13 protein-coding genes are annotated in these 20,017 nt (G+C 58.4%); 7 read left to right on the top strand and 6 right to left on the bottom strand.

Annotated elements, in window-relative coordinates; genetic code table 11:
* The first annotated feature begins 18 nt into the window (after positions 1-18).
* From QP904_RS03025 to QP904_RS03010, 4 genes are all read left to right on the top strand, one after another.
* The gene (locus QP904_RS03025; RefSeq protein ID WP_023020061.1) at positions 19-933 is read left to right on the top strand and encodes a cutinase family protein; all 915 of its coding nucleotides are present in this window, start codon (positions 19-21) and stop codon (positions 931-933) included.
* Positions 934-992: 59 nt separating this feature from the next.
* A complete protein-coding gene (locus QP904_RS03020) occupies positions 993-2,705 on the top strand; it encodes an AMP-binding protein (protein WP_284835519.1) in 1,713 nt (570 codons plus the stop codon).
* 78 nt (positions 2,706-2,783) lie between these two features.
* Positions 2,784-7,478 carry a type I polyketide synthase gene (locus QP904_RS03015; protein ID WP_284835518.1) on the top strand — a complete coding sequence of 1,565 codons (4,695 nt, stop codon included), beginning with the start codon at positions 2,784-2,786 and terminating at the stop codon, positions 7,476-7,478.
* Positions 7,453-9,009, top strand: a complete 1,557-nt coding sequence (locus tag QP904_RS03010; RefSeq protein WP_259825187.1) for an acyl-CoA carboxylase subunit beta — start codon at positions 7,453-7,455, stop codon at positions 9,007-9,009. Before QP904_RS03015 ends, QP904_RS03010 begins: the two co-directional genes overlap by 26 nt.
* 196 nt (positions 9,010-9,205) lie before the next feature.
* Here the strand turns inward: QP904_RS03010 and QP904_RS03005 are convergent, their stop codons facing one another.
* Genes QP904_RS03005 through trmB form a run of 5 tightly spaced genes read right to left on the bottom strand, consistent with a single transcriptional unit; the run spans position 9,206 to position 14,085 of the window.
* The gene (locus tag QP904_RS03005; protein WP_023020056.1) at positions 9,206-9,535 is read right to left on the bottom strand and encodes a DUF3054 domain-containing protein; all 330 of its coding nucleotides are present in this window, start codon (positions 9,533-9,535) and stop codon (positions 9,206-9,208) included.
* Entirely contained in the window at positions 9,532-10,548 is a 1,017-nt protein-coding gene (locus QP904_RS03000) for a lysylphosphatidylglycerol synthase transmembrane domain-containing protein (RefSeq protein WP_284835517.1), read from the bottom strand. Before QP904_RS03000 ends, QP904_RS03005 begins: the two co-directional genes overlap by 4 nt.
* Entirely contained in the window at positions 10,549-12,702 is a 2,154-nt protein-coding gene (locus tag QP904_RS02995; RefSeq protein ID WP_200288554.1) for an MMPL family transporter, read from the bottom strand.
* 12 nt (positions 12,703-12,714) lie between these two features.
* Positions 12,715-13,308, bottom strand: coding sequence for an NYN domain-containing protein (locus QP904_RS02990; protein WP_005325427.1), 594 nt, complete (start codon positions 13,306-13,308; stop codon positions 12,715-12,717).
* Positions 13,309-14,085, bottom strand: coding sequence for a tRNA (guanosine(46)-N7)-methyltransferase TrmB (gene trmB / locus QP904_RS02985; protein ID WP_200288555.1), 777 nt, complete (start codon positions 14,083-14,085; stop codon positions 13,309-13,311).
* A gap of 347 nt (positions 14,086-14,432) precedes the next feature.
* On the opposite strand from trmB, the gene QP904_RS02980 reads away from it, so the two are divergent.
* From QP904_RS02980 to QP904_RS02970, 3 genes are all read left to right on the top strand, one after another.
* A complete protein-coding gene (locus QP904_RS02980) occupies positions 14,433-16,256 on the top strand; it encodes a phosphoenolpyruvate carboxykinase (GTP) (RefSeq protein ID WP_049359979.1) in 1,824 nt (607 codons plus the stop codon).
* A 384-nt stretch (positions 16,257-16,640) separates the two neighbouring features.
* The gene (locus tag QP904_RS02975) at positions 16,641-18,605 is read left to right on the top strand and encodes a bacteriocin-associated integral membrane family protein (RefSeq protein ID WP_284835516.1); all 1,965 of its coding nucleotides are present in this window, start codon (positions 16,641-16,643) and stop codon (positions 18,603-18,605) included.
* Positions 18,606-18,609: 4 nt separating this feature from the next.
* The gene (locus QP904_RS02970) at positions 18,610-19,263 is read left to right on the top strand and encodes an ABC transporter ATP-binding protein (RefSeq protein WP_200288558.1); all 654 of its coding nucleotides are present in this window, start codon (positions 18,610-18,612) and stop codon (positions 19,261-19,263) included.
* Here QP904_RS02970 and QP904_RS02965 read toward each other — a convergent pair.
* Complete coding sequence (locus tag QP904_RS02965; protein WP_284835515.1) at positions 19,244-20,011, bottom strand: class I SAM-dependent methyltransferase; 768 nt, start codon at positions 20,009-20,011, stop codon at positions 19,244-19,246. The genes QP904_RS02970 and QP904_RS02965 overlap by 20 nt on opposite strands.
* Positions 20,012-20,017 lie beyond the last annotated feature (6 nt).

Below are 20,017 nucleotides of genomic sequence, written 5' to 3'. Positions count from 1 at the left end.
ACCTGGTACAACTAATCCATGAGAAAAACCATTACCGTTGTCGCAGTCCTCGTCGTTTTAGCTGTTATCGGCGTGGGCGCGTCGCGTTACCTCAATAGTGGAACGGATGACTCCCCAGCTCCGCATTCCACGGAGCAGGCTGCGCCACCGCCGCAGCAGCCCGAGTGGTGCCCGCGCGTGGAGTTCATTTCCGCCCCGGGTACGTGGGAATCTGCGGCTGACGACGATCCCCTTAATCCTTCTGCCAATCCGCGCTCGTTCATGCTGTCTATTACGAAGCCATTGCAGGAGGCCTACGGGGAGGACGTGAAGGTATGGACCCTTCCTTATACCGCGCAGTTTAAAAACATCAATGCACAGCATGAAATGAGCTACGACGATTCCCGCAATGAGGGAACCGCCAAGATGAATGATGAGCTGCGCAGTGTGCATGAGAGCTGCCCGGCAACCAAATTCATTGTGAGTGGCTTTTCTCAGGGGGCGGTCATTGCAGGTGACGTTGCCGATGAGATCGGTGGCGGCCAGGGTGCAGTGCCGGCGGAAAGCATTGCAGGTGTGGCCCTTATTGCAGATGGTCGCCGCCAAAATGGCGTTGGCCAAAACCCAGGCCGCAAGGTCGGCGGCGTGGGTGCGGAAATTGCCCTCCAGCCGGTATCCGGTTTAGTTCAGCCCATCGTTCCGGGTGCGTCCATGCGTGGTGCGCGCCCGAATGGGTTCGGTAGCTTGGCGGATCGGACCTTCCAGATTTGTGCGCCCAATGATTCAGTCTGTGATGCCCCGCCAAACGTGTCTAATGCGCTGGAGCGCGCGCAGGGTTTGATTGCCGCGAATGGCGTCCATGCGCAGTACGCCTCTAATAGTGGTGTCATTGATGGCACGACGGCTAACCAGTGGGTAGTGGGCTGGGCCCGACAGCTTATCGACGCCGCGTAACAGCAATTCCCCACCCTCCGATAGTTTTATTAAAGAAACCATTCACTTAAGGAGATTCCATGGATCTGAGAGCGCAGATGGGGCAATTCCTAGCGCCCGAGTTCAGTTTGGCCCAGCTTGCAGAAAGGCTCTACCAGGCGGAGACTGACCCAGACCGTGTGGTTATGCGCCAGTGGATCTACGGTGAGGAAGAAACCTGCCGGGAGCTTAGCCGCGCGCAGGTCAATAAACGCATCAAGGTGGTGGCGGCGCGACTGCAGCAGGTAGCAGATCCGGGCACCCGCGTTGCCATCTTGGCTGGTAATTCACCGGAATACGTCTTTGGCTTCTTGGGTGCACTGTACGCGGGTATGGTGCCGATTCCGCTTTATGACCCCAATGAACCGGGCCACGCGGACCACCTGGAGGCGGTATTCGGTGATTGCGAACCGCCTATCGTGGTGACGAATCGTGTTTCTGCCGCCGCTGTGCGTAAGTACTTCTCTGCCCAGCGTGAGCGCCCGCGGATTATTTCCCTCGACGCTCTTCCTGATTCCTTGGCTGGTTCTTGGACACCCGTGGAGGGAAGCGCGGAGGACACCGCTTTCCTGCAGTACACGTCTGGGTCCACTCGGACCCCGGCCGGCGTGGAGCTCACCAACCGAGCGATTCTCACCAATGTTGCGCAGATCTTCCAAGCACTGCAATTGCAGATGCCGGCTCGCATCGTCTCCTGGCTGCCAATGCACCACGATATGGGCATCATTTTGGCCGTATTCGTTACCATTTTGGGCTTGGACTTCGAGATGATGACCCCACGCGATTTCATCCAACACCCAGACCGCTGGATCCGGCGTTTGACCGCCGGCGAGCAAGCTACGTACTCCGCTATCCCCAACTTTGCGCTGGAACTGGCCGCGCGCCATGCCAAGGACGCTGATTTCTCGCACGTAGCAGGCATCATTATCGGCTCCGAGCCAGTAACGGAGGCAGCCGTGGATTCCTTCTTGAATGCCTTCAGTGTGGATCGTTCCGTGCTGCGCCCGTCCTATGGTCTTGCAGAAGCGGCGCTTATTGTATCTACCCCGCAAACCGACAAGCGCCCAGTCATCTCCCACTTCAATCGTGCCGAACTGGCCGCGGGACGCGCCATCATCGAGGATAAGTCCGACGCGACTGTGGCCTATGCGTCCAATGGGCAGTGCGTGCCGCATCAGCACCTTGCCATCGTGGACCCGGAAACGCGCGCTGAGGTCAAGGACGGCGTAATCGGTGAAATCTGGGTGCATGGTCCCAATATGGCTACCGGCTACCTCAATCGGCCTGAGGAAACCGCCGTGACCTTCCGCAATACCTTGGGTGAGCGCCAGCAGGACGGCCTGCCAGAAGACGATTACTGGATGGCAACCGGTGACCTAGCCGCCATCGTGGATGGTGAGCTTTATATCACTGGCCGCCTGAAGGACCTCATCGTCATCGCTGGGCGCAATCACTATCCGCAGGATATTGAAAGCACCGTACAAGCAGCGTCCACGCAGGTGCGACCGGACTCCGTTGCCGCCTTCTCTGTGGAAGGCAAGGATTCTGAATCTCTCGTATTGTTGGTTGAGCGCGCCGATGATGCGCAGCCGGCCGGCGATGCAGAGGCGTCCGCAGTCATCCGCACCGCCGTCACCTCGCATCATGGAATTACGCCAGATGACATCGTGTGGAAGGCCCCAGGGGAAATCAACCGTACTTCTTCCGGCAAGATTGCGCGCCGTGTAGCTAAGAAGAACTATGTAGGGATCTGATTTATCGCTAACAAAGTGACAAAATATAGCGATATACCCTCTTGCCATTTAATAACTTCTCGTAATGAAAGACCTTTTATGACCATCGAGCAACTGCGAGCATGGCTGCGTGACTGGGTCGCCCAGGCCACCGGTGTTTCCCCAGAAGAGATCCTAGATTCCAAGCCCCTGGAAAACTATGGTCTTTCTTCGCGGGATGCTGTAGTGCTATCTGGCGAACTGGAAAATCTACTCGGTACCCGCCTCGATGCCACCGTGGCATACGAGTACCCAACCATCGAATTGCTGGCAAATCGCCTGTTGAACGCTCCAGCGCCTCAGCCTGAGGCGCACTCTCCTCGCATAGCGCATGGAGCCGATGTCGCGGTTATTGGTCTTTCGGGCCGCTTCCCGGGTGCAAAAAATGCCCAGGAATTCTGGTCCATGCTGGCCGAATCCCGCGCCGGAACAGGTCCACTGCCGGTAGGACGTTGGTCCGAGTACTCGGCGGACCCTGTAATGAGCGAGAAGATCGCCCAGCAAAATACCGATGGTGGCTATATCGAGGATATTGCTTCCTTCGACGCTGAATTCTTTGGTCTTTCTCCACTCGAAGCCGCCAATATGGACCCCCAGCAGCGCATCCTGTTGGAGCTGGTGTGGGAAGCGCTAGAAAACGCTGGTGTTCCTGCCAACGAGCTGCGCGGCACGCAGACTGGTGTGTACATGGGCTCGACCAATAATGACTATGGCATGCTCATCGCCGCCGATTCTGCCGAGATGCATCCTTATGCGCTGACCGGTATTTCTTCGGCTGTGGTGGCCAATCGCATTTCCTATGCCCTGGATTTCCGCGGCCCTTCCATCAATGTGGATACGGCCTGCTCCTCCTCCCTCGTAGCCGTCAATCAGGCGGTGAAGGACTTGCGCACGGGAAGCGCGGACGTGGCGCTGGCCGGTGGCATAAATATCCTCGCCGCTCCCCACGCGTCGACGGCGTTTTCTGAATTGGGCGTTACCTCTCCGACGAGTGCCATTCACGCTTTTTCTGACGACGCCGATGGCATCGTGCGCGCCGATGCCGCTGGTGTCCTCGTCCTCAAGCGTTTGGAGGACGCGGAGGCGGACGGCGACGATATCTTGGCTGTCATTAAAGGCTCGGCCGTCAACTCCGATGGGCACTCCAATGGCTTGACCGCCCCGAATCCGGAGGCACAGGAGGATGTTCTCCGCCGAGCTTATGCCGATGCGGGCGTGAATCCGCAGGACGTGGACTATATCGAGGCCCACGGCACCGGCACCATCTTGGGTGATCCGATCGAAGCTTCCGCTTTGGGGCGGGTGCTCGGCGCCGGTCGTGGCGCGGATGCGCCGATTTTGCTGGGATCTGCCAAAACCAATATCGGCCACTCCGAATCCGCTGCGGGCGTGGTGGGCCTTATCAAGGTCATCCAGGCCATGCGCAATGATGTGATTCCGGCGAATATCAATTACTCGGCGCCGAACCGTTATATCGATTTCGAAGCAGAACGCCTGCAAGTAGTCGAGGACCCGCGCGAGTGGCCCGAATACTCCGGCCGCAAGGTCGCTGGCGTATCCGGTTTTGGCTTTGGTGGCACCAATGCGCACGTCGTGCTCACCGATTACCGCGGCACCCCGGCCGAGCGCGAGCCGCAGCTTTCCACCGACACGGTCGCGTTGCCGGTCTCTGGCCTCTTGCCATCGCGCCGGGCACGCGCTGCGGCCCTGTTGGCGGACTTCATTGAGGCGGAAAAGCCCGCGCTTGTCGACGTCGCCCGTACCGTCGCCCGCCGCAATCACTCCCGCTCTCGCGCCGTCGTGGTGGCTAGCTCCGCCGAGGAAGCAGTCAAGCGCCTGCGCCAGGTGGCCGAGGGCAAGGTTTCCGTGGGAATTGCCGCTGCGGATTCCCCGCAGGTGCCGGGTCCGGTATTTGTGTACTCCGGATTTGGCTCTCAGCACCGCAAGATGGCCAAGGACATGATTGCGCTCTCGCCACAGTTCAAGGCCCGCTTGGAAGAGCTAGATAAAATCGTGGACTTTGAGTCCGGGTGGTCCATCATGGACATTGTCAACGATGATGCGCAAACATATGACACCGAGACTGCTCAGGTAGCCATTACTGCTATCCAGATTGCAGTGACGGACTTGCTGGCCTCCTTTGGTGTGCGCCCTGCCGGTGTGATGGGCATGTCCATGGGCGAGATCGCAGCGGCCTATGCCGCGGGCGGTATTTCCGCCGAGGACGCTATGGTAATCGCCTGCCACCGCGCGCGGTTGATGGGTGAAGGTGAGGCGTCGCTAAGCGATGCCGAACAAGGAGCCATGGCCGTAGTTGAGCTCTCTGCCGAGGATATTGCCGCGCTTGATGGAAACATCGAGCCTGCCGTGTACACCGGTCCAGGTATGACCACCGTGGGCGGCCCGCGCCAAGAGGTGCTGGACTTGGTGGAAAAGCTCGATGGCGAAGGCAAATTCGCCCGCGCTCTCAATGTGAAGGCGGCCGGGCACACTTCGGCCGTAGACCCCATCCTGGGAGAGTTGCATGCTGCCATCGCAGGTATGGAAGCCAAGCCGCTGCACACCCCGCTATTTTCCTCCGTCGATAAGGGCACGGTCTATCGTCCTGGAACCACCGTGCATGATGAGGATTACTGGCTGCGCATGACCCGCCACTCGGTCTACCTGCAGGATGCCACCGAGGCAGCCTTCGCTGCCGGGCACAACCAGCTGGTAGAAATCTCGCCAAACCCGGTTGCGCTCATGGGGCTCATGTCCACCGCCTTTGCGGTAGGCAAGGCCGATGCGCAACTGCTGTATGCCCTAAAGCGCAAGGTAGATCCCACCGAGTCTCTCCTCGACTTGCTCAGCAAGCTCTATGTCGCCGGCATGCCGGTGGACTTCGGTGCGGTCTTTGGCTCTGGCGCACGCGTAGAGGCTCCCTATACCCAGTTCAACCGCCAGCGCTTCTGGACCAATGCCCGTCCATCGGCTGGCGTTTCTGGCCTGCCGGGCGCACGCGTTAACCTGCCCGAGGGCAAGGTTGCTTTCTCCACCAATGCGGACCAAGCGCCATCCGCCCTGGCCATCGTCGAGGCTGCGGCCGAGGCCGTCAAGCCAGGAGCACGCATCATCGCCACCGAGGAACACGCCGATTTGCCACCGCACGGCGAGGTCACCACGGTGGTAAATCAGTCCATTGGCGGTATGTCCGTGGCTGTCTACGCTGTTCGTGGTGCACAGACAGAGCTGGTGGCGGAAGGCTTTGCCTCCGCTTTGGATTTGGGGGCGGCGCCTATTCCAGGCGTGGCTGAGGTGCCCGAAAGCGCGCCTGCAGCGACGGAAGAAGTCGATGCCGTGCGCTGGGATCCCACGGAGGAAACCGTGGAGGACCGTCTCGCGCTCATCGTTTCTGAGTCCATGGGCTATGACGTCTCTGACCTGCCGCGAGAGCTGCCGCTCATTGACCTGGGCCTGGATTCCCTGATGGGTATGCGCATTAAGAATCGCGTGGAAAATGACTTCCAGATTCCGCCGCTGCAGGTGCAGGCGCTGCGCGACGCCTCCCTGGCGGACGTCATTGCCATGGTGGAAGAGGCCGTAGCCGGCGGTAACGTAGATACCAGCGAGATTGCTTCCGAGGACACTCCTGCGCCAGAAGAAGATGAGCCGGGCCAGGGCGTGGGTGTTGCCCCGCGCGATGCCTCCGAGCGCATGGTCTTTGGCACGTGGGCTACCTTTACCGGCAAGGCCGCGGCGGGAGTGACCTCTGCACTGCCCAAGATAAGCGACGAGGTTGCTAGCAACATTGCCGAGCGCCTTACCGAACGTGCAGGCATCGAAGTCACTACCCAGCAGGTCCACGAGGCTGAGTCCTTGGAGAGCCTGGCTGACTTGGTCCGTGAGGGACTAGAGACCGAGGTAGAGGGCAATATCCGCGTGCTGCGCGAGGCCGACGGCCCCGCTGTATTCATGTTCCACCCAGCCGGTGGCACCACGGTGGTCTACCAGCCACTGACCCGCCGCCTGCCCGAGGATGTGGCTGTCTACGGAGTCGAGCGCATCGAGGGTTCGCTAGAGGAGCGAGCCAAGGTATATGTCGAGGACATCCTGCACTACGCTCGTGGCCGCAAGGTCGTGCTCGGCGGTTGGTCCTTCGGCGGCGCGCTGGCCTACGAGGTGGCCTACCAGTTGCACAAGCGCACCCAGGACTCGGTAGAGGTGGCGTTTATTGCGCTGCTAGATACCACCCAGCCATCCCACCCGGCTCCGGATACCCCGGAGGAAACCCGTGCTCGCTGGGAGCGCTACGCGGCCTTTGCCAAGAAGACCTACGGGCTGGACTTTGAACCGCCGTACGAGATGCTCGAGACCATGGGCGAGGATGCGCTCATGACCATGTTGGCGGAGTTCCTCGCTACTACCGACGCCTCCGAGCACGGCCTAGCCGCGGGCGTGCTAGAGCACCAGCGTGCCTCCTTTGTGGATAACCAGATTCTGGCCAAGATTGACTTCCACCGCTGGGCCGATGTGACCGTGCCGGTTCTGCTTTTCCGCTCCGAGCGCATGCATGACGGTGCGATTGAACTGGAGCCGCGCTACGCTGAGATTGACCCCGACGGAGGTTGGGGAGTTATCGTTAAGGATCTAGAAATTGTGCAGCTGCAAGGCGATCACCTTGCAGTACCGGACGAGCCGGCCATCGGCATCGTGGGCAAGCATATGAACGAATGGATCGAGGAGAAGGTACGTGGCGGCCAAGCAGACAACCGCTGAGAAACTCGCTGATCTGCGTGAGCGTCTGGATAAGGCGCAGGACCCAGGAAGTGAGCGCTCGCGCAAGCGCCGCGACGAGGCTGGACGCACCACGCCTCGCCAGCGCATCAATGAACTGCTAGATGAGGGTTCCTTCGTCGAGACTGGTTCTCTGGGCAAGACCCCTGGTGACCCTGAGGCCATCTATTCTGATGGCGTGGTCACCGGCTATGGCCGCATCTCCGGCCGCCCGGTGTGCATCTACGCTCACGATAAGACCGTCTACGGTGGCTCTGTCGGCGTGACCTTTGGCAAGAAGGTTACCGAGGTCATGGATATGGCCATTAAGATTGGCTGCCCTGTCATTGGCATTCAGGATTCCGGTGGTGCCCGTATCCAGGATGCGGTGACCTCGCTGGCCATGTACTCCGAGATCGCCCGCCGCCAGCTGCCGCTGTCCGGCCGCAGCCCGCAGATTTCCATCATGATGGGTAAATCCGCTGGCGGCGCCGTCTATGCTCCTGTGACCACGGACTTTGTGATTGCCGTGGACCAGGAAGCGGAAATGTATGTCACTGGTCCCAACGTGATTCGTGAGGTCACCGGTGAGGACATTACTTCCGCCGAGCTGGGTGGAGCTCGCCAGCAGGAGCTCAACGGCAACGTTTCGGCCGTCGTTCCCTCTGAGGAAGACGCCTTCGACATGGTGCGCGATCTCTTGGACCACCTGCCGCTAACGTGCTTTGATGAGGCCCCGGAATTCGCCGCGCCTTCCGACGCCGACGTGGCCGAAGACGAAGACCTCAACTCCTTCATGCCGGATGACACCAATGCCGGCTACGACATGATGGATTTGTTGACCCAATTGGGCGATGACGAGGACATCATTGAAATTCAAGAGAACTTTGCGCCCAATATGATCACCGCCTTTGGGCGCATCGATGGCAAGACGGTGGGATTTGTAGCCAATAATCCCATGCACCTTGCAGGCTGCATTGATGCGGACGCCGCCGATAAGGGCGCACGTTTTATCCGCATCTGCGATGCCTACAACATTCCGTTGGTCTTCGTGGTGGATACTCCGGGCTACCTACCAGGCGTAGAGCAAGAAAAGGTCGGCCTTATCCACCGCGGCGCCAAGTTTGCTTTCGCCGTGGTAGAAGCCACCGTGCCCAAGGTTTCGCTCATCGTGCGCAAGGCCTATGGCGGTGCTTATGCCGTGATGGGGTCGAAGAACCTCACCGGTGATATCAACTTGGCGTGGCCAACCGCGCAGATCGCCGTTATGGGTGCCGCAGCCGCCGTGGTGATGATCGCCGGTAAGCAGCTAGACGCAGCCGAGACCCCTGAGCAGCGCGAGATGACTAAGAAGATGTTCATGGACTTCTACGATGAGACCATGACCGCTCCCTATGTCGCCGCCGAGCGCGGCTATTTGGACGCCATGGTTCAGCCGAGTCAATCCCGGTTGGCTCTCCGCCAAGCGCTGCGGCAGCTGGCAACGAAGCAGGAAAGCGACCTGCCGAAGAAGCACACCATTGCCCCGATGTAACGTCATGTGCTTGGATTAGCGATAGGAATATAAAGTCCCAATCCTAGTCAAGGAGTTATTTATGATTCTATCTAGCGCTGTGGATCTCATCAGCGAGATCATTGGTTTCGTAGCCGATATTCTCAATCAAGCAGGCGTACCGGTAAGCTCCAAGTAAAACGAGCAAAAAATAAGGAGGGTTCAACCCTCCTTATTTTTATTTGCGGGCGAAAAGCCGCCAGCCGAAGAAGAATAGCGCGGACATAACGGTTGCCACGATGAGGAAGCTCCAGTGCGGTAGCCGACCATTGACCAGCATCCACAGGGCCATGCCGCCCACGATGGTGCTTAGCCAGACGACGCCGCCTTCCTTCCACTTGCCCTGCACCTTGACGGCCAGGATGATAGCCCAGCCGATGAGCGCGCCGATGGCCCATGGCCAGAAAGCATCAACCCAGGTGGAAAAACTTAGTCCGCCGTGGGCGAGACGGGCGGCCACAGCAAAGAGCATCAAGGCGATGATATCGATGACGGGGGCGATTCTCATGCGTTTTCCTTTCGATTCAAGGCGGCGTAAGTAATGCCCTTGCGAGCATAGTGCCAGAAGTAGATTACCCAGCCAATGATGGTGATAAGGGCAAAGGAAATCAGACGATAAATGATTGCCGCGCCGGTTGCATCTACCGCGGTCATACCGGTGGCAACCAGGGTGGCGATAATGGCGGCTTCCACCGTACCGAGGCCGGCCGGCGTGGCCTGAGCAGAGCCAGCCAGCTTAGCGGTGAGATAAGCCAGTGCTACACCGGCCATCGTCGTGGTGTCCTCTCCCGCGTGCAGGGCGGGCAGGTGGCCGGTCACGGCCCACACACAGCCCCACAGCGAGACCATATCGATGAGGCGGTTGGCCAGGGAGTAAAAGGAAACCCAGGCGAATTGGCGGCGGGTGAGGTGGACCTCTTCCAAATTTTTGACCTGATCCACGAGCGCTTCGCGCTTGGAGCCCTTAATGAGCTTTTGGCGGTTGAGCCAGCGGATGATGGTATCCGGATGATTGGTCAGCCAGAACAGACCGCCAGAAAGCGCCAGCATGAGCACCAGGGTGCCAATGAGGGACCACAGAGCCATGTCGGCATTGAGGAAGAGCACGCCGCCCAAGCCGATGAGCACGAGCCACATCGTGGAAATTGCAGAGGACAGCACGAAGAACCAGCCACACAGCATGACGGACGCGCCCCACGTGCGTTGCACGTAGAAGGTGAGAATGGCGGAAAAGGCTGGTCCGGCCGGAAGAGTGGTTGACCACGCATTAGCGGCTAACGTCAGTGCTGCGGTTTCTGAGGCCGGTACCTTGACGCCGCCGGCGCGAATGAGCAGACGCATGACCTCACCCATGGCGAGTACCGCCGCGATGGAGGCGACGATGACCAGTGCTATCGCGGCCGGGTTGGAATTGGACAGCCGCGAAAAGCCTTCGCGCAAGAAGTCCAGCTCATCGCGGAAGACATAAACCAAGACCAGCAAGACGATGAGCGAGAGGATGAGGCGCAGCCAATTCTTCACTTACTTACCCCCTTCGAGGCGTTGTTTGAGTTCAGAGAAGGGAACAGTCTTGCCGCGGTGGGTGGTACCGCCGGTCAAGGTGGTGGTGGCGTGGCGCAGCCAGCTAGGGGCCCACCAGTTATCCTCGCGCAGCAAGTGCATGACGGCCGGGACGAGGAGCATGCGGACAATGGTGGCGTCGATAAGCAGGGCAAAAATCATGCCGTAGGCAATGTATTTCATCATCACGATATCGGAGAAGCCGAATGCGCCCGAGACCACGATCATGATAAGCGCCGCTGCGGTAATGATGCCGCCGGTATGCGCGGTGCCGGCTGCAATGGACTCGTCGGTGGAAGCGCCGCGCCGGCGAGCCTCCACCATACGGGAGACCAAAAAGACCTCGTAATCGGTGGACAGGCCGTAGACAATGGCGATGATGAGCACCAAGATCGGGCTCATGAGCGGGCCGGGCGTGAAGTTGAGAATGTCCGAGCCCAAGCCGGCAACGAACATCAACGTCAGGATGCCCAGCGTTGCGCCAAGAGTTAGCAGTGTCATCACAATGGCCTTGAGCGGCAGTACAAAGGAGCCGAAGACTAGGGCCATGAGCAGGAATGTAGCTAGCACCACGTAGAGCGCCATCCACGGCAGCGTGTGGAAGAGCGCATCGAGGGACTCCACCTCCATGGCGGGAGTACCGCCCACGTAGAGGTTCACGCCTTCAGGGGCCTTGACCTTTTCCAGCTCGTGCACGATCTTCGCGTAGTCATCGCGGTCTTCAATGCCGGCGGAAAGGACGGTAGTGCCGTCCTTGGTGGCGGTCGTCGGCGCCATGGGCTCGGTGAGGCCGTCGAGGCCGCGGACCTGCATGACGACGTCGACAAGCTGCTGGTTCGAGGCATTTTCCACCACGAGCTTGACCGGCTCTGTGCGGAAAGCTGGGAACTCTTCGTTGAATTTATCCTGCGCCACGCGGGTGTCCTGGTCGGGCGGCAGGTAGGACTCGTTGATGCCGCCAAAGGTAATGCTCATGATAGGCAGGGTGAGTGCGATGAGCAGGCCGCATACGGCGATGGTCAGTCCGCGGGCATGGCGCATCGCCCAGCGCGGAAGCTTATACCACCAGGTGTCTTGAATCGTGCGTGCCGTCCGAGAGGCGCGGCGTACAGACCAGGTATCGATCTTGGGGCCGAGCATGCCAAAAAAGGATGGCAGCACGGTGACCGAAAGGAGCGCGGCCAAGCCGACTGCAGAAATGGAACCATAGGCCACGGACTTGAGGAAGGCCTGGGGGAAGAGGAAAAGGCCAGAGAGCGCAACGGCAACCATGGCTGCAGAGAAAACCACGGTTTGGCCGGCCGTTGCAGTGGTGGTGGCCACGGCTTCCTCAGTGGAGCGGCCCTTGTCGAGCTCCTCGCGGAAGCGCGAAACCATAAAGAGGCCATAATCGATGGCTAGGCCGAGCCCCAGCAGCGTGACGACGGCCTGGGCAAAGACATTGACCTGCGAGAAGCTGGCCAGGATGGACAGGATGCCCAAAGAACCCAAGATGGAGAGACCGCCGACCACCAGCGGCATGCAAGCCGCAACGACGGAACCAAAGACCACCAGTAAGAGGATGCCTACCAGTGGCAGCGCAGCCTTTTCGGCGCGGGAGATGTCATGGGACATTCCCTCATCCAGGGCATCTGCAACTGCGGTAGCGCCCGCGATTTCTACTGGGGCGGAGGTATCCGTCAGCGCGCCTTCGATGGCGCGGAAATCCTTCAGCGTCTGTTCGTCATCGCCTTTGAGGCCGATGGCTGCGAAGGCGAGGGAGTGATCGTCATTGACCAGGTTCGGGTTCTTCGTGTCGAAGTAGCTGGTCACCGAGTCAATCTGGTCCGGGTACTCCGCTTTTAGCTGCGCCAAGTGCTGCTTGGCGGCGTCGAAGTTCTCATCGGGGGAGTGGAAGAGCAAGATAACATCGCCGGAGTTATCGCGGCCGAATGTTTCCTGCTCGATCTGGGCCGCGCTTGTCGACGCCGCATTGGGATCCTCCCAGCCCTCCTGGCTCATGCGATCTTCGAGCTGCATGCCAAAGCCGATGAAGAGCGCAAGGATTGCGGCGACGATGATGGCGGGGATGAGCCGGCGGTGCGCATAGGAAAAACGTCCCCATTTTTCAAACATTGGGGCAGCCTCCTAGCGGTTATTAAGCAGCGCAGCCAGGGGGCGGAATGGCTGCAGCCATGCACCACCCTCCGGCAGGTTATCCAGATTCACACGCGGTAGCGGCTCGCGGAATACGCCCTCGATATCCTCCAGGTCCACAAAATTGATATCCGCGTGGCCTACGGCCCATGCGGCATGCTCGTGGAAACCGAGGACCGTCACTGGAAGGCCTTCCGCGATGAGCTCTTCCAAAGGTTCCTGGAAATTCTGGCCATCGGCGGAGGCAACAATCACGCCGGCTAGATCCTCGCGGAGGCTTTCGATGTGGTCGAGCATATCCGGATCTACGTCATCGTCTTCGTGGATCTTGGGCTTGGCAAAAACACCGAAGCCTACGTTGCGGATGGCTTCTACCCATGGGCGGATGACATCGGCGCCGCCCGGGGTGACATTAGTAAAGACATCGGCGCGCGGTTCCGCATCAACGTCCTGGGCAAGGTGTACCAGCCAGCGGCCGATGGCGTCGAAGCGCGGGCGGTGTGCGGCGGTGGGGCGGCCGCCGAGCAGGGAGCCTAGGCCCATGTCCATATTGGGCGCATCCCAGACAAGTAGGTAGGTGCTCATTTATTTCTTCTCCCAGAGATACTCCGTGATCACGTGTTCTTTATCTAGACCCTTGCCCTCAAACTTGGTGATGACCTGACGATCTACCAGCTGCGGGCACTCCGGCCATGGCCAGCCCTTGTAATCCAGGCTTGGTTCTACTTCAACTAGTTCATCGATCCACTCGGCATACCCGGCGTGGTCGGTAGCGACGTGCAGCACACCGCCCTTCTTTAACCGGGAGGCAAAAAGATTGAGGGTGCCTGACTGAATAATGCGGCGCTTGTGATGGCGCGCCTTTGGCCACGGATCCGGGAAGAAGACGCGGATTCCGTCGAGGGATTCCGGTTCAAACATGCGCATCAAGACTTCGATGCCATCGCCGCGGATCATGCGGATATTTTCGATACCCTCACGCTCAATCTGGCCGAGCAGCTTGGCAAGGCCTGGTTTGTAGAGCTCGACGGCGATGATGTTGGTATCGGCTTCTTTCGGTGCCATGGCAGCGGTGGAGGTGCCGGTACCGGAACCGATTTCCACGATCGTCTTGGCGCCGCTGCGGCCGAACCAGGAAGCGAGATCAATGACCTCGTCTTCCAGCACGCGTCCGAGCTCCGGCCAGCGCTTTTCAAAAAGTTCATGCTGGTTATCGGTGAGCGTTCCGCGGCGGAAAGTGACGTTGCCTAGGCGCGGGTAGTCAAGCTCGTTGTGGAAAACGGCGTTGAAGTCGGTTTGTGGCGGGCGGCCAGGGGGCATTTCCCCAGCGCGGGTGTTTTGAGAATTATCTGTGCTATTCATTGCGGCCTATTTTCCCCTGCTTAGCCCCGCCAAGCAATACGCCGCGCCGAGGGATACATGTGGCGATGACATCCCGGATATAACCAGTGGGCCCAGTTGGGGGTGGTAGAAGATCGTTTCGAGGCGGAAAAGTGGGACAATGAACCCCCAGAAAGGGGGAGTGGAAAAGGCGATTTTTAACACATTACCTTCGTATGCGCTTGGTGAAGTTCTGGTTAACGTGGTGGATATAACCGGTGTGGCAAGTTTTGCGCAAATTATTCGGGCGAGCACGTTAATCTTGAGGTGGAAGGCACAGTTGGGGCTTTTTGCTCCAATTTTCACACCCACCCTCAGGAGAATTACTAATGACCGCCACTATCCCAGGGCTCGTCGGAGAGCTGCCGACTAAAAATGAAAAGCTTATCGGCTGGATTAGCGAAAATGTTGAGCTTTTCCAGCCGGACCAGGTGGTCTTTGTAGACGGCTCCCAGGACGAGGCTGACCGTTTGGCCGGCGAGCTGGTGGAAAAAGGCACGCTTATCAAGTTGAACGAGGAAAAGCGACCTAACTCCTACTTGGCTCGTTCCAACCCTTCCGACGTCGCACGTGTGGAATCCCGCACCTTCATCTGTACCGAGCACGAAGATGGCGCCGGCCCTACCAATAACTGGGCTCCGCCTGCGGCAATGAAGGAAGAGATGACGGAAGCTTTCCGTGGTTCTATGAAGGGTCGCACCATGTACGTGGTTCCCTTCTGTATGGGCCCGATTAGCGATCCGGAGCCGAAGTTGGGCGTGCAGCTGACTGACTCCGCCTATGTTGTGCTCTCCATGCGCATCATGACCCGTATGGGTGCTGAAGCCCTGGAGAAAATCGGTGCTGACGGCAACTTTGTCCACGCCCTGCACTCCGTGGGTGCCCCGCTGGAGCCGGGTGAGGAAGACGTGGCATGGCCATGCAATGACACCAAGTACATCACCCAGTTCCCTGAAACTAAGGAAATCTGGTCCTACGGTTCTGGCTACGGCGGCAACGCCATCCTGGCTAAGAAGTGCTACGCGCTGCGCATCGCTTCCGTTATGGCCAAGGAAGAGGGCTGGATGGCCGAGCACATGCTCATCTTGAAGCTGACCAACCCAGAAGGCAAGAAGTACCACGTTGCAGCCGCCTTCCCGTCGGCCTGTGGCAAGACCAACCTAGCCATGATTACCCCAACCATTCCGGGCTGGAAGGCTGAGGTTGTCGGCGATGACATTGCGTGGCTACACCTGCGCGAAGACGGTCTCTACGCCGTAAATCCCGAAAACGGCTTCTTCGGCGTGGCTCCTGGCACCAACTACGACTCCAACCCGATTGCTATGCGGACCATGGAGCCGGGTAACACCATTTTCACCAACGTTGCGCTTACCGACGACGGCGATGTCTGGTGGGAGGAGATGTCCAAGGAGGCACCAGAGCACCTCATCGACTGGACCGGTCAGGACTGGACTCCGTCTTCGTCTACCAAGGCTGCGCACCCTAACTCCCGCTACTGCGTGCCGATTTCCCAGTGCCCGAGCGCTGCTCCAGAGTATGACGATTGGCAGGGCGTAAAGATCGATGCCATCCTCTTCGGCGGCCGCCGCAAGACCACCGTTCCGTTGGTTACCCAGGCTTTTGACTGGAACCACGGCACCATGATCGGCGCTCTTCTGGCCTCTGGCCAGACCGCTGCCGCAGAGGGCAGCGTTGGCACCTTGCGCCACGACCCGATGGCTATGCTGCCGTTCATTGGCTACAACGCCGGTGACTACCTGCAGCACTGGATTGACATGGGTGAAAAGGGCGGCGACCGTATGCCGTCTATCTTCTTGGTTAACTGGTTCCGCCGCGGCGACGATGGCCGCTTCCTATGGCCGGGCTTCGGCGAGAACTCTCGAGTGCTCAAGTGGATCATTGACCGCATCGAGGGCAATGTTGAGGCTGAGGAGACCGTCGTAGGCCACACCGCTCGCGCCGAGGATATCGACCTCGAGGGTATCGACTTTGATATCGAGGATGTGCGCGCTGCTCTCGCCGTCAACCCGGAGGACTGGGAAGGCGATATGCAGGATAACGCCAGCTACCTCAACTTCCTAGGCTCCCGCGTGCCATCTGAGGTGTGGGACCAGTTCCACGCCCTGAAGGAGCGCGTAGAGAACGCCTCTTAAAATCAAGGCTCCAGCTAGCCCCCAGCGACACCATTGTTGCTGGGGGTTTTCGCATTGCCTTACCTAGATATAAAAAGTAAACAATAAGTTAATCTTAGTTAATAAAAGTGAAACTCTTTACCAGTAATGGTGAAAAAGATATAAGAATATGAAAATATCTGAAATGTCCAAATAGGGGCTTTCATTTGTCAATCATGGTAGTTCCGTCAACGGCCACCAGTACGTTGACTCTGGCTGCCAACCAGCGAATACGTGGGCCCGTGCGCAGGCATCATCTCGTTGGCTCGGGGCGGATGGCGCTTATTACCGCTTGTGTTAATAGAAGGTAAGCGTCACAAGGGTCGTCGTCATGGGCGACCCTTGCTTTAGTTAAGGAAGTATTTCATGAAAGAAGGCGTTAGCCTTTCTCAACGAATTCTCGCCGCATTTTGCGTACTATCCGCATTGTTCTTGGGGTACTGGGCATTTGCGATGACGCAGTCGGAGGGAATATTCGAAACCGGCTCTTTTATCAACGTCGGATCCTATGGTGGTCAGGGCTCTGAAATTCTTGCTGCACTCGATGAGGCTGCGCAATCGAAGGGTGAACGCATTGCAGTGGAACTCGAGCAACCGGACCATACCGACGTCTACGCCGCTGGGGACTTTGGTGGCACCTGGTACAACACGATTGCGCCGGGCAGTCCAGTTCACATACACGATCTGACGGAATTACCGGATAAAGATCCGCGTCAACTCCTACAACTGTCCGGGGGCGAGGATTTCAAAAATACAGTGTATGGAATTCTGGATGCTCACAGCGCGCAGCATCAGGAACTCGAAAGCCTAGAATGGTCGTTCCTTTTCACGGATACCGCGCTAGCCGGAATTTATTTTTTGATTCTGGCCACGTGCTTTGCTGTCGTCGTGGCCGGTGCGATCGCGCGAACCAGGGATTATGCCGTGTGGCAGCTCATGGGACTATCGCCTAGGGTCATATTTGCACGTGAGTTTCGGCGTTCTTATGCAAGTGCATTTCTTGGTGCACTGGCTATCGCGGCGGTGGCGCTGGTGCTGTGCGGAGTATTGGTTTCGCCACGAGTAATGCTAGGGATTATGCGCTACTCGGCAGTCTTTCTGTTTCCCCTTCTCGTTGTCATGGTGGTGGCATTCCTCCTGACTACATGGGCGTGTAAAAAGCTAGCGTTGAGGGATCGGCTCAAAGGGAAGCTGCCGCAGCGTAGTACCGTGGCAATTGTCGTCTTGTTGAAACTCGTGCCCTGTATTGCAGCTGTAGGACTCATAGCCCCAGCACTAAACCACCTGCATGAAGTGGAGGTGCAAAAAGGCGTTGGTAACTTCTGGAAGCAAGCCGATGATCTGCAGCTCTTGGAACTTTCAGGGGCGCGTGATAGCGATGGCATCGTAGATTCAACACACAAGTTAGCCGAGCTTGCGCGGGCTAAATCTACGGTTGGTCAGTTTCAATATGTACAGTTTTCTGAGGACTCACCGGCAGAGTTCGGCGGAGTCGGCCGCGATATGCTCAGCTTCAATTACACGGCAGCAATGCGTTCGGTGGAAGGCCCACTGCGCGAGAAATTGCAGAATAATCCGCCGCACGAGCCCACAAGGTATATTCCGCGAGGACTGGAAGGCAGTGCAGATTCGGTCCCGAAGGACTTCTATTGCAGCGAGCACGAATGTCCAGTGGAAATCCTCGATAGTGATGACTTCGACGTAGCTACTTGGCAGATAGATGAAACTGGTTGGGGCGAACAGATAAAAACTGCGGGGCCGGTGATGACCATCTATCCGGACGACCAGCTGCCGTCAGATAGAACCATTGTTGCCGGCATGACTCAGAATGGCACTGGCTTTCTGGGTGAGGTTCCGCCTGAGCTTCGCGATGATCCGGACCTTAGCAACTTCGTTTTGAAGACCAACTCGGCTGCACATCTTTGGGCCAAGGGAAATGCGTCGCTGCGTGCCGATACCGTTGCGTTGGTTCTCGGTGTCATTGCTGCGGCTTTGATTGCGCTAACCATGGCGGTCATCGCGGGCTTTTTGTATCGAAAGCTGTTTGCACAGCGGCTTCGCGTCTACCGGTTCATGGGAATCCCTATGGCTCGTGCGTATCGGTACTTGTGGCTTGCTGACGCCGCAATCTGTTGTGTCACCATAGGTTATTTATGGTTCAAAGGCGGCCAAGCACGAGAGTTGGAACGGATGAATAGTATGCCCGCCGTCGTCGCCCAGCTGAAGGTAACGCCAGAAGCAATGGCCTATGGGGTTGGGCTTTCAATTCTTGTGGCCGTCGTTTCGGTAGTGACAATGGTGCACATCTCATATCGGGTAGGAAAGAGATAGAAAAATGAATGAGGCCGTAATAAAGATTCGGGAAGGTCGCTACTCCATTGCTCAACGCACCTTGTGGTCGGGAGTGGACTTAGATATCGCGCCAGGACAAGTAGTGGCCTTAACTGGGCCTTCGGGGTGCGGAAAAACCACGCTATTAAATTGTTTAGGCCTTCTGGACTCGCTCAGCGGCGGAAGCATGGAAGTGCTCGGTCACGATGCTACGCGTATGAAAGAAAGGCAGGCGCGAAAAGTACGCCGCCACGATATTGGCTATCTATTTCAGGATTTTGCACTGGTCGATACCGATTCGGTTGCCGATAATTTGGCCGTAGCATTGCCTCCTAAAACTCCGCAGGCTAAGAAAACTGAAATTATTGCCGGTGCGCTGGAGCAGGTGGGCCTAGCTGGACGAGAGAAGGAGAAAGCATTTTCCTTAAGCGGCGGCGAACAGCAGCGAGTTTCTTTTGCCCGCATCTTGGTACGCACCCCGAGTCTCATCTTGGCGGATGAGCCAACTGCGGCCCTCGACAGTAAGAACAGTGACCGCGTGCTGTCCCTGCTACAGGAACAAGCCGCCGCTGGTGCTGCGGTCATCGTGGTTACCCACGATGACCGAGTCCGAGATCAATGTAGCGAGGTATTCGATCTCAGCGCGTATTGCCATTGAAACTCTTAGGTTGCAATACCAATGTCAGGTTAGAAACCGCGAATTCCCGCACACCTGGCACGCGAGTTAGCCACCAAGCCCAGCTAGGGTGGTAACGGGGGAAGGCGAGTTTGAGCGCGCCGGTGCGCTGTGCCCAGTGGAGGCCGGCGGAGCAGGGGACGTCGAAAAGCGAAGTGCCAAAGACATTCTTGGGCGGGTGACCGTGGCGGCGGGTGTAGCGATCGCGGGCAAACTCGCCGCCCACATAGTGCTCCCACAGGCCGGTCTCGTGGCCGCCGAAGGGGCCGAGCCATACCGTATAGCTCAGGATAGTCAGGCCACCCGGGCGGGTCACGCGCAGCATCTCCTCGCCCATATCCCAAGGATTGGGGATGTGCTCAGCCACGTTGGAGGAATAGACCACGTCAAAAGAGTCATCGGCAAAGGGAAGGTTGGTGCCGTCCCCGCGCACCGAGTTGCTCAAGTGGATGCCAGCCGCAGACATTTCGCCAGCATCCGGTTCTAGTCCCACATAGTGGGCGCCGCGCCGGGCAAAAGCATCCGCAAAATAGCCCGGTCCGCCGCCCACATCGAGCACCCTCGCCCCGGGAAGCCGGACGCCCAAGTCGCGGCCGAGGTTATCTACCAGTCCGGCCGTATCTTCCGCTAGCCCGCCGTAGAAAATCTCGGGGTGCGTCTGCTCAAAGCGAAAGGAACGCAACAGCTGCAAGGAGCGGCGCAGCGTGGCCATCTCACGGGTATGTCTCATAACCCA

It is taken from the genome of Corynebacterium nasorum (assembly GCF_030229765.1).
Taxonomy (GTDB): Bacteria; Actinomycetota; Actinomycetes; order Mycobacteriales; family Mycobacteriaceae; genus Corynebacterium; species Corynebacterium kefirresidentii.
Note: the sequence above shows the minus strand (reverse complement) of the source record. Positions and strands in the feature narration are given on the sequence as shown.

Excerpts from the sequence above, each read along its gene's own strand:
- QP904_RS03020 (WP_284835519.1), top strand. The coding sequence starts at position 993 with ATGGATCTGAGAGCGCAGATGGGGCAATTCCTAGCGCCCGAGTTCAGT.
- QP904_RS02975 (WP_284835516.1), top strand. The coding sequence starts at position 16,641 with ATGAAAGAAGGCGTTAGCCTTTCTCAACGAATTCTCGCCGCATTTTGC.
- QP904_RS02980 (WP_049359979.1), top strand. The coding sequence starts at position 14,433 with ATGACCGCCACTATCCCAGGGCTCGTCGGAGAGCTGCCGACTAAAAAT.
- QP904_RS03025 (WP_023020061.1), top strand. The coding sequence starts at position 19 with ATGAGAAAAACCATTACCGTTGTCGCAGTCCTCGTCGTTTTAGCTGTT.
- QP904_RS03015 (WP_284835518.1), top strand. The coding sequence starts at position 2,784 with ATGACCATCGAGCAACTGCGAGCATGGCTGCGTGACTGGGTCGCCCAG.
- QP904_RS02990 (WP_005325427.1), bottom strand. The coding sequence starts at position 13,308 with ATGAGCACCTACCTACTTGTCTGGGATGCGCCCAATATGGACATGGGC.
- QP904_RS02965 (WP_284835515.1), bottom strand. The coding sequence starts at position 20,011 with ATGAGACATACCCGTGAGATGGCCACGCTGCGCCGCTCCTTGCAGCTG.
- QP904_RS03005 (WP_023020056.1), bottom strand. The coding sequence starts at position 9,535 with ATGAGAATCGCCCCCGTCATCGATATCATCGCCTTGATGCTCTTTGCT.
- QP904_RS02995 (WP_200288554.1), bottom strand. The coding sequence starts at position 12,702 with ATGTTTGAAAAATGGGGACGTTTTTCCTATGCGCACCGCCGGCTCATC.
- trmB (WP_200288555.1), bottom strand. The coding sequence starts at position 14,085 with ATGAATAGCACAGATAATTCTCAAAACACCCGCGCTGGGGAAATGCCC.
- QP904_RS02970 (WP_200288558.1), top strand. The coding sequence starts at position 18,610 with ATGAATGAGGCCGTAATAAAGATTCGGGAAGGTCGCTACTCCATTGCT.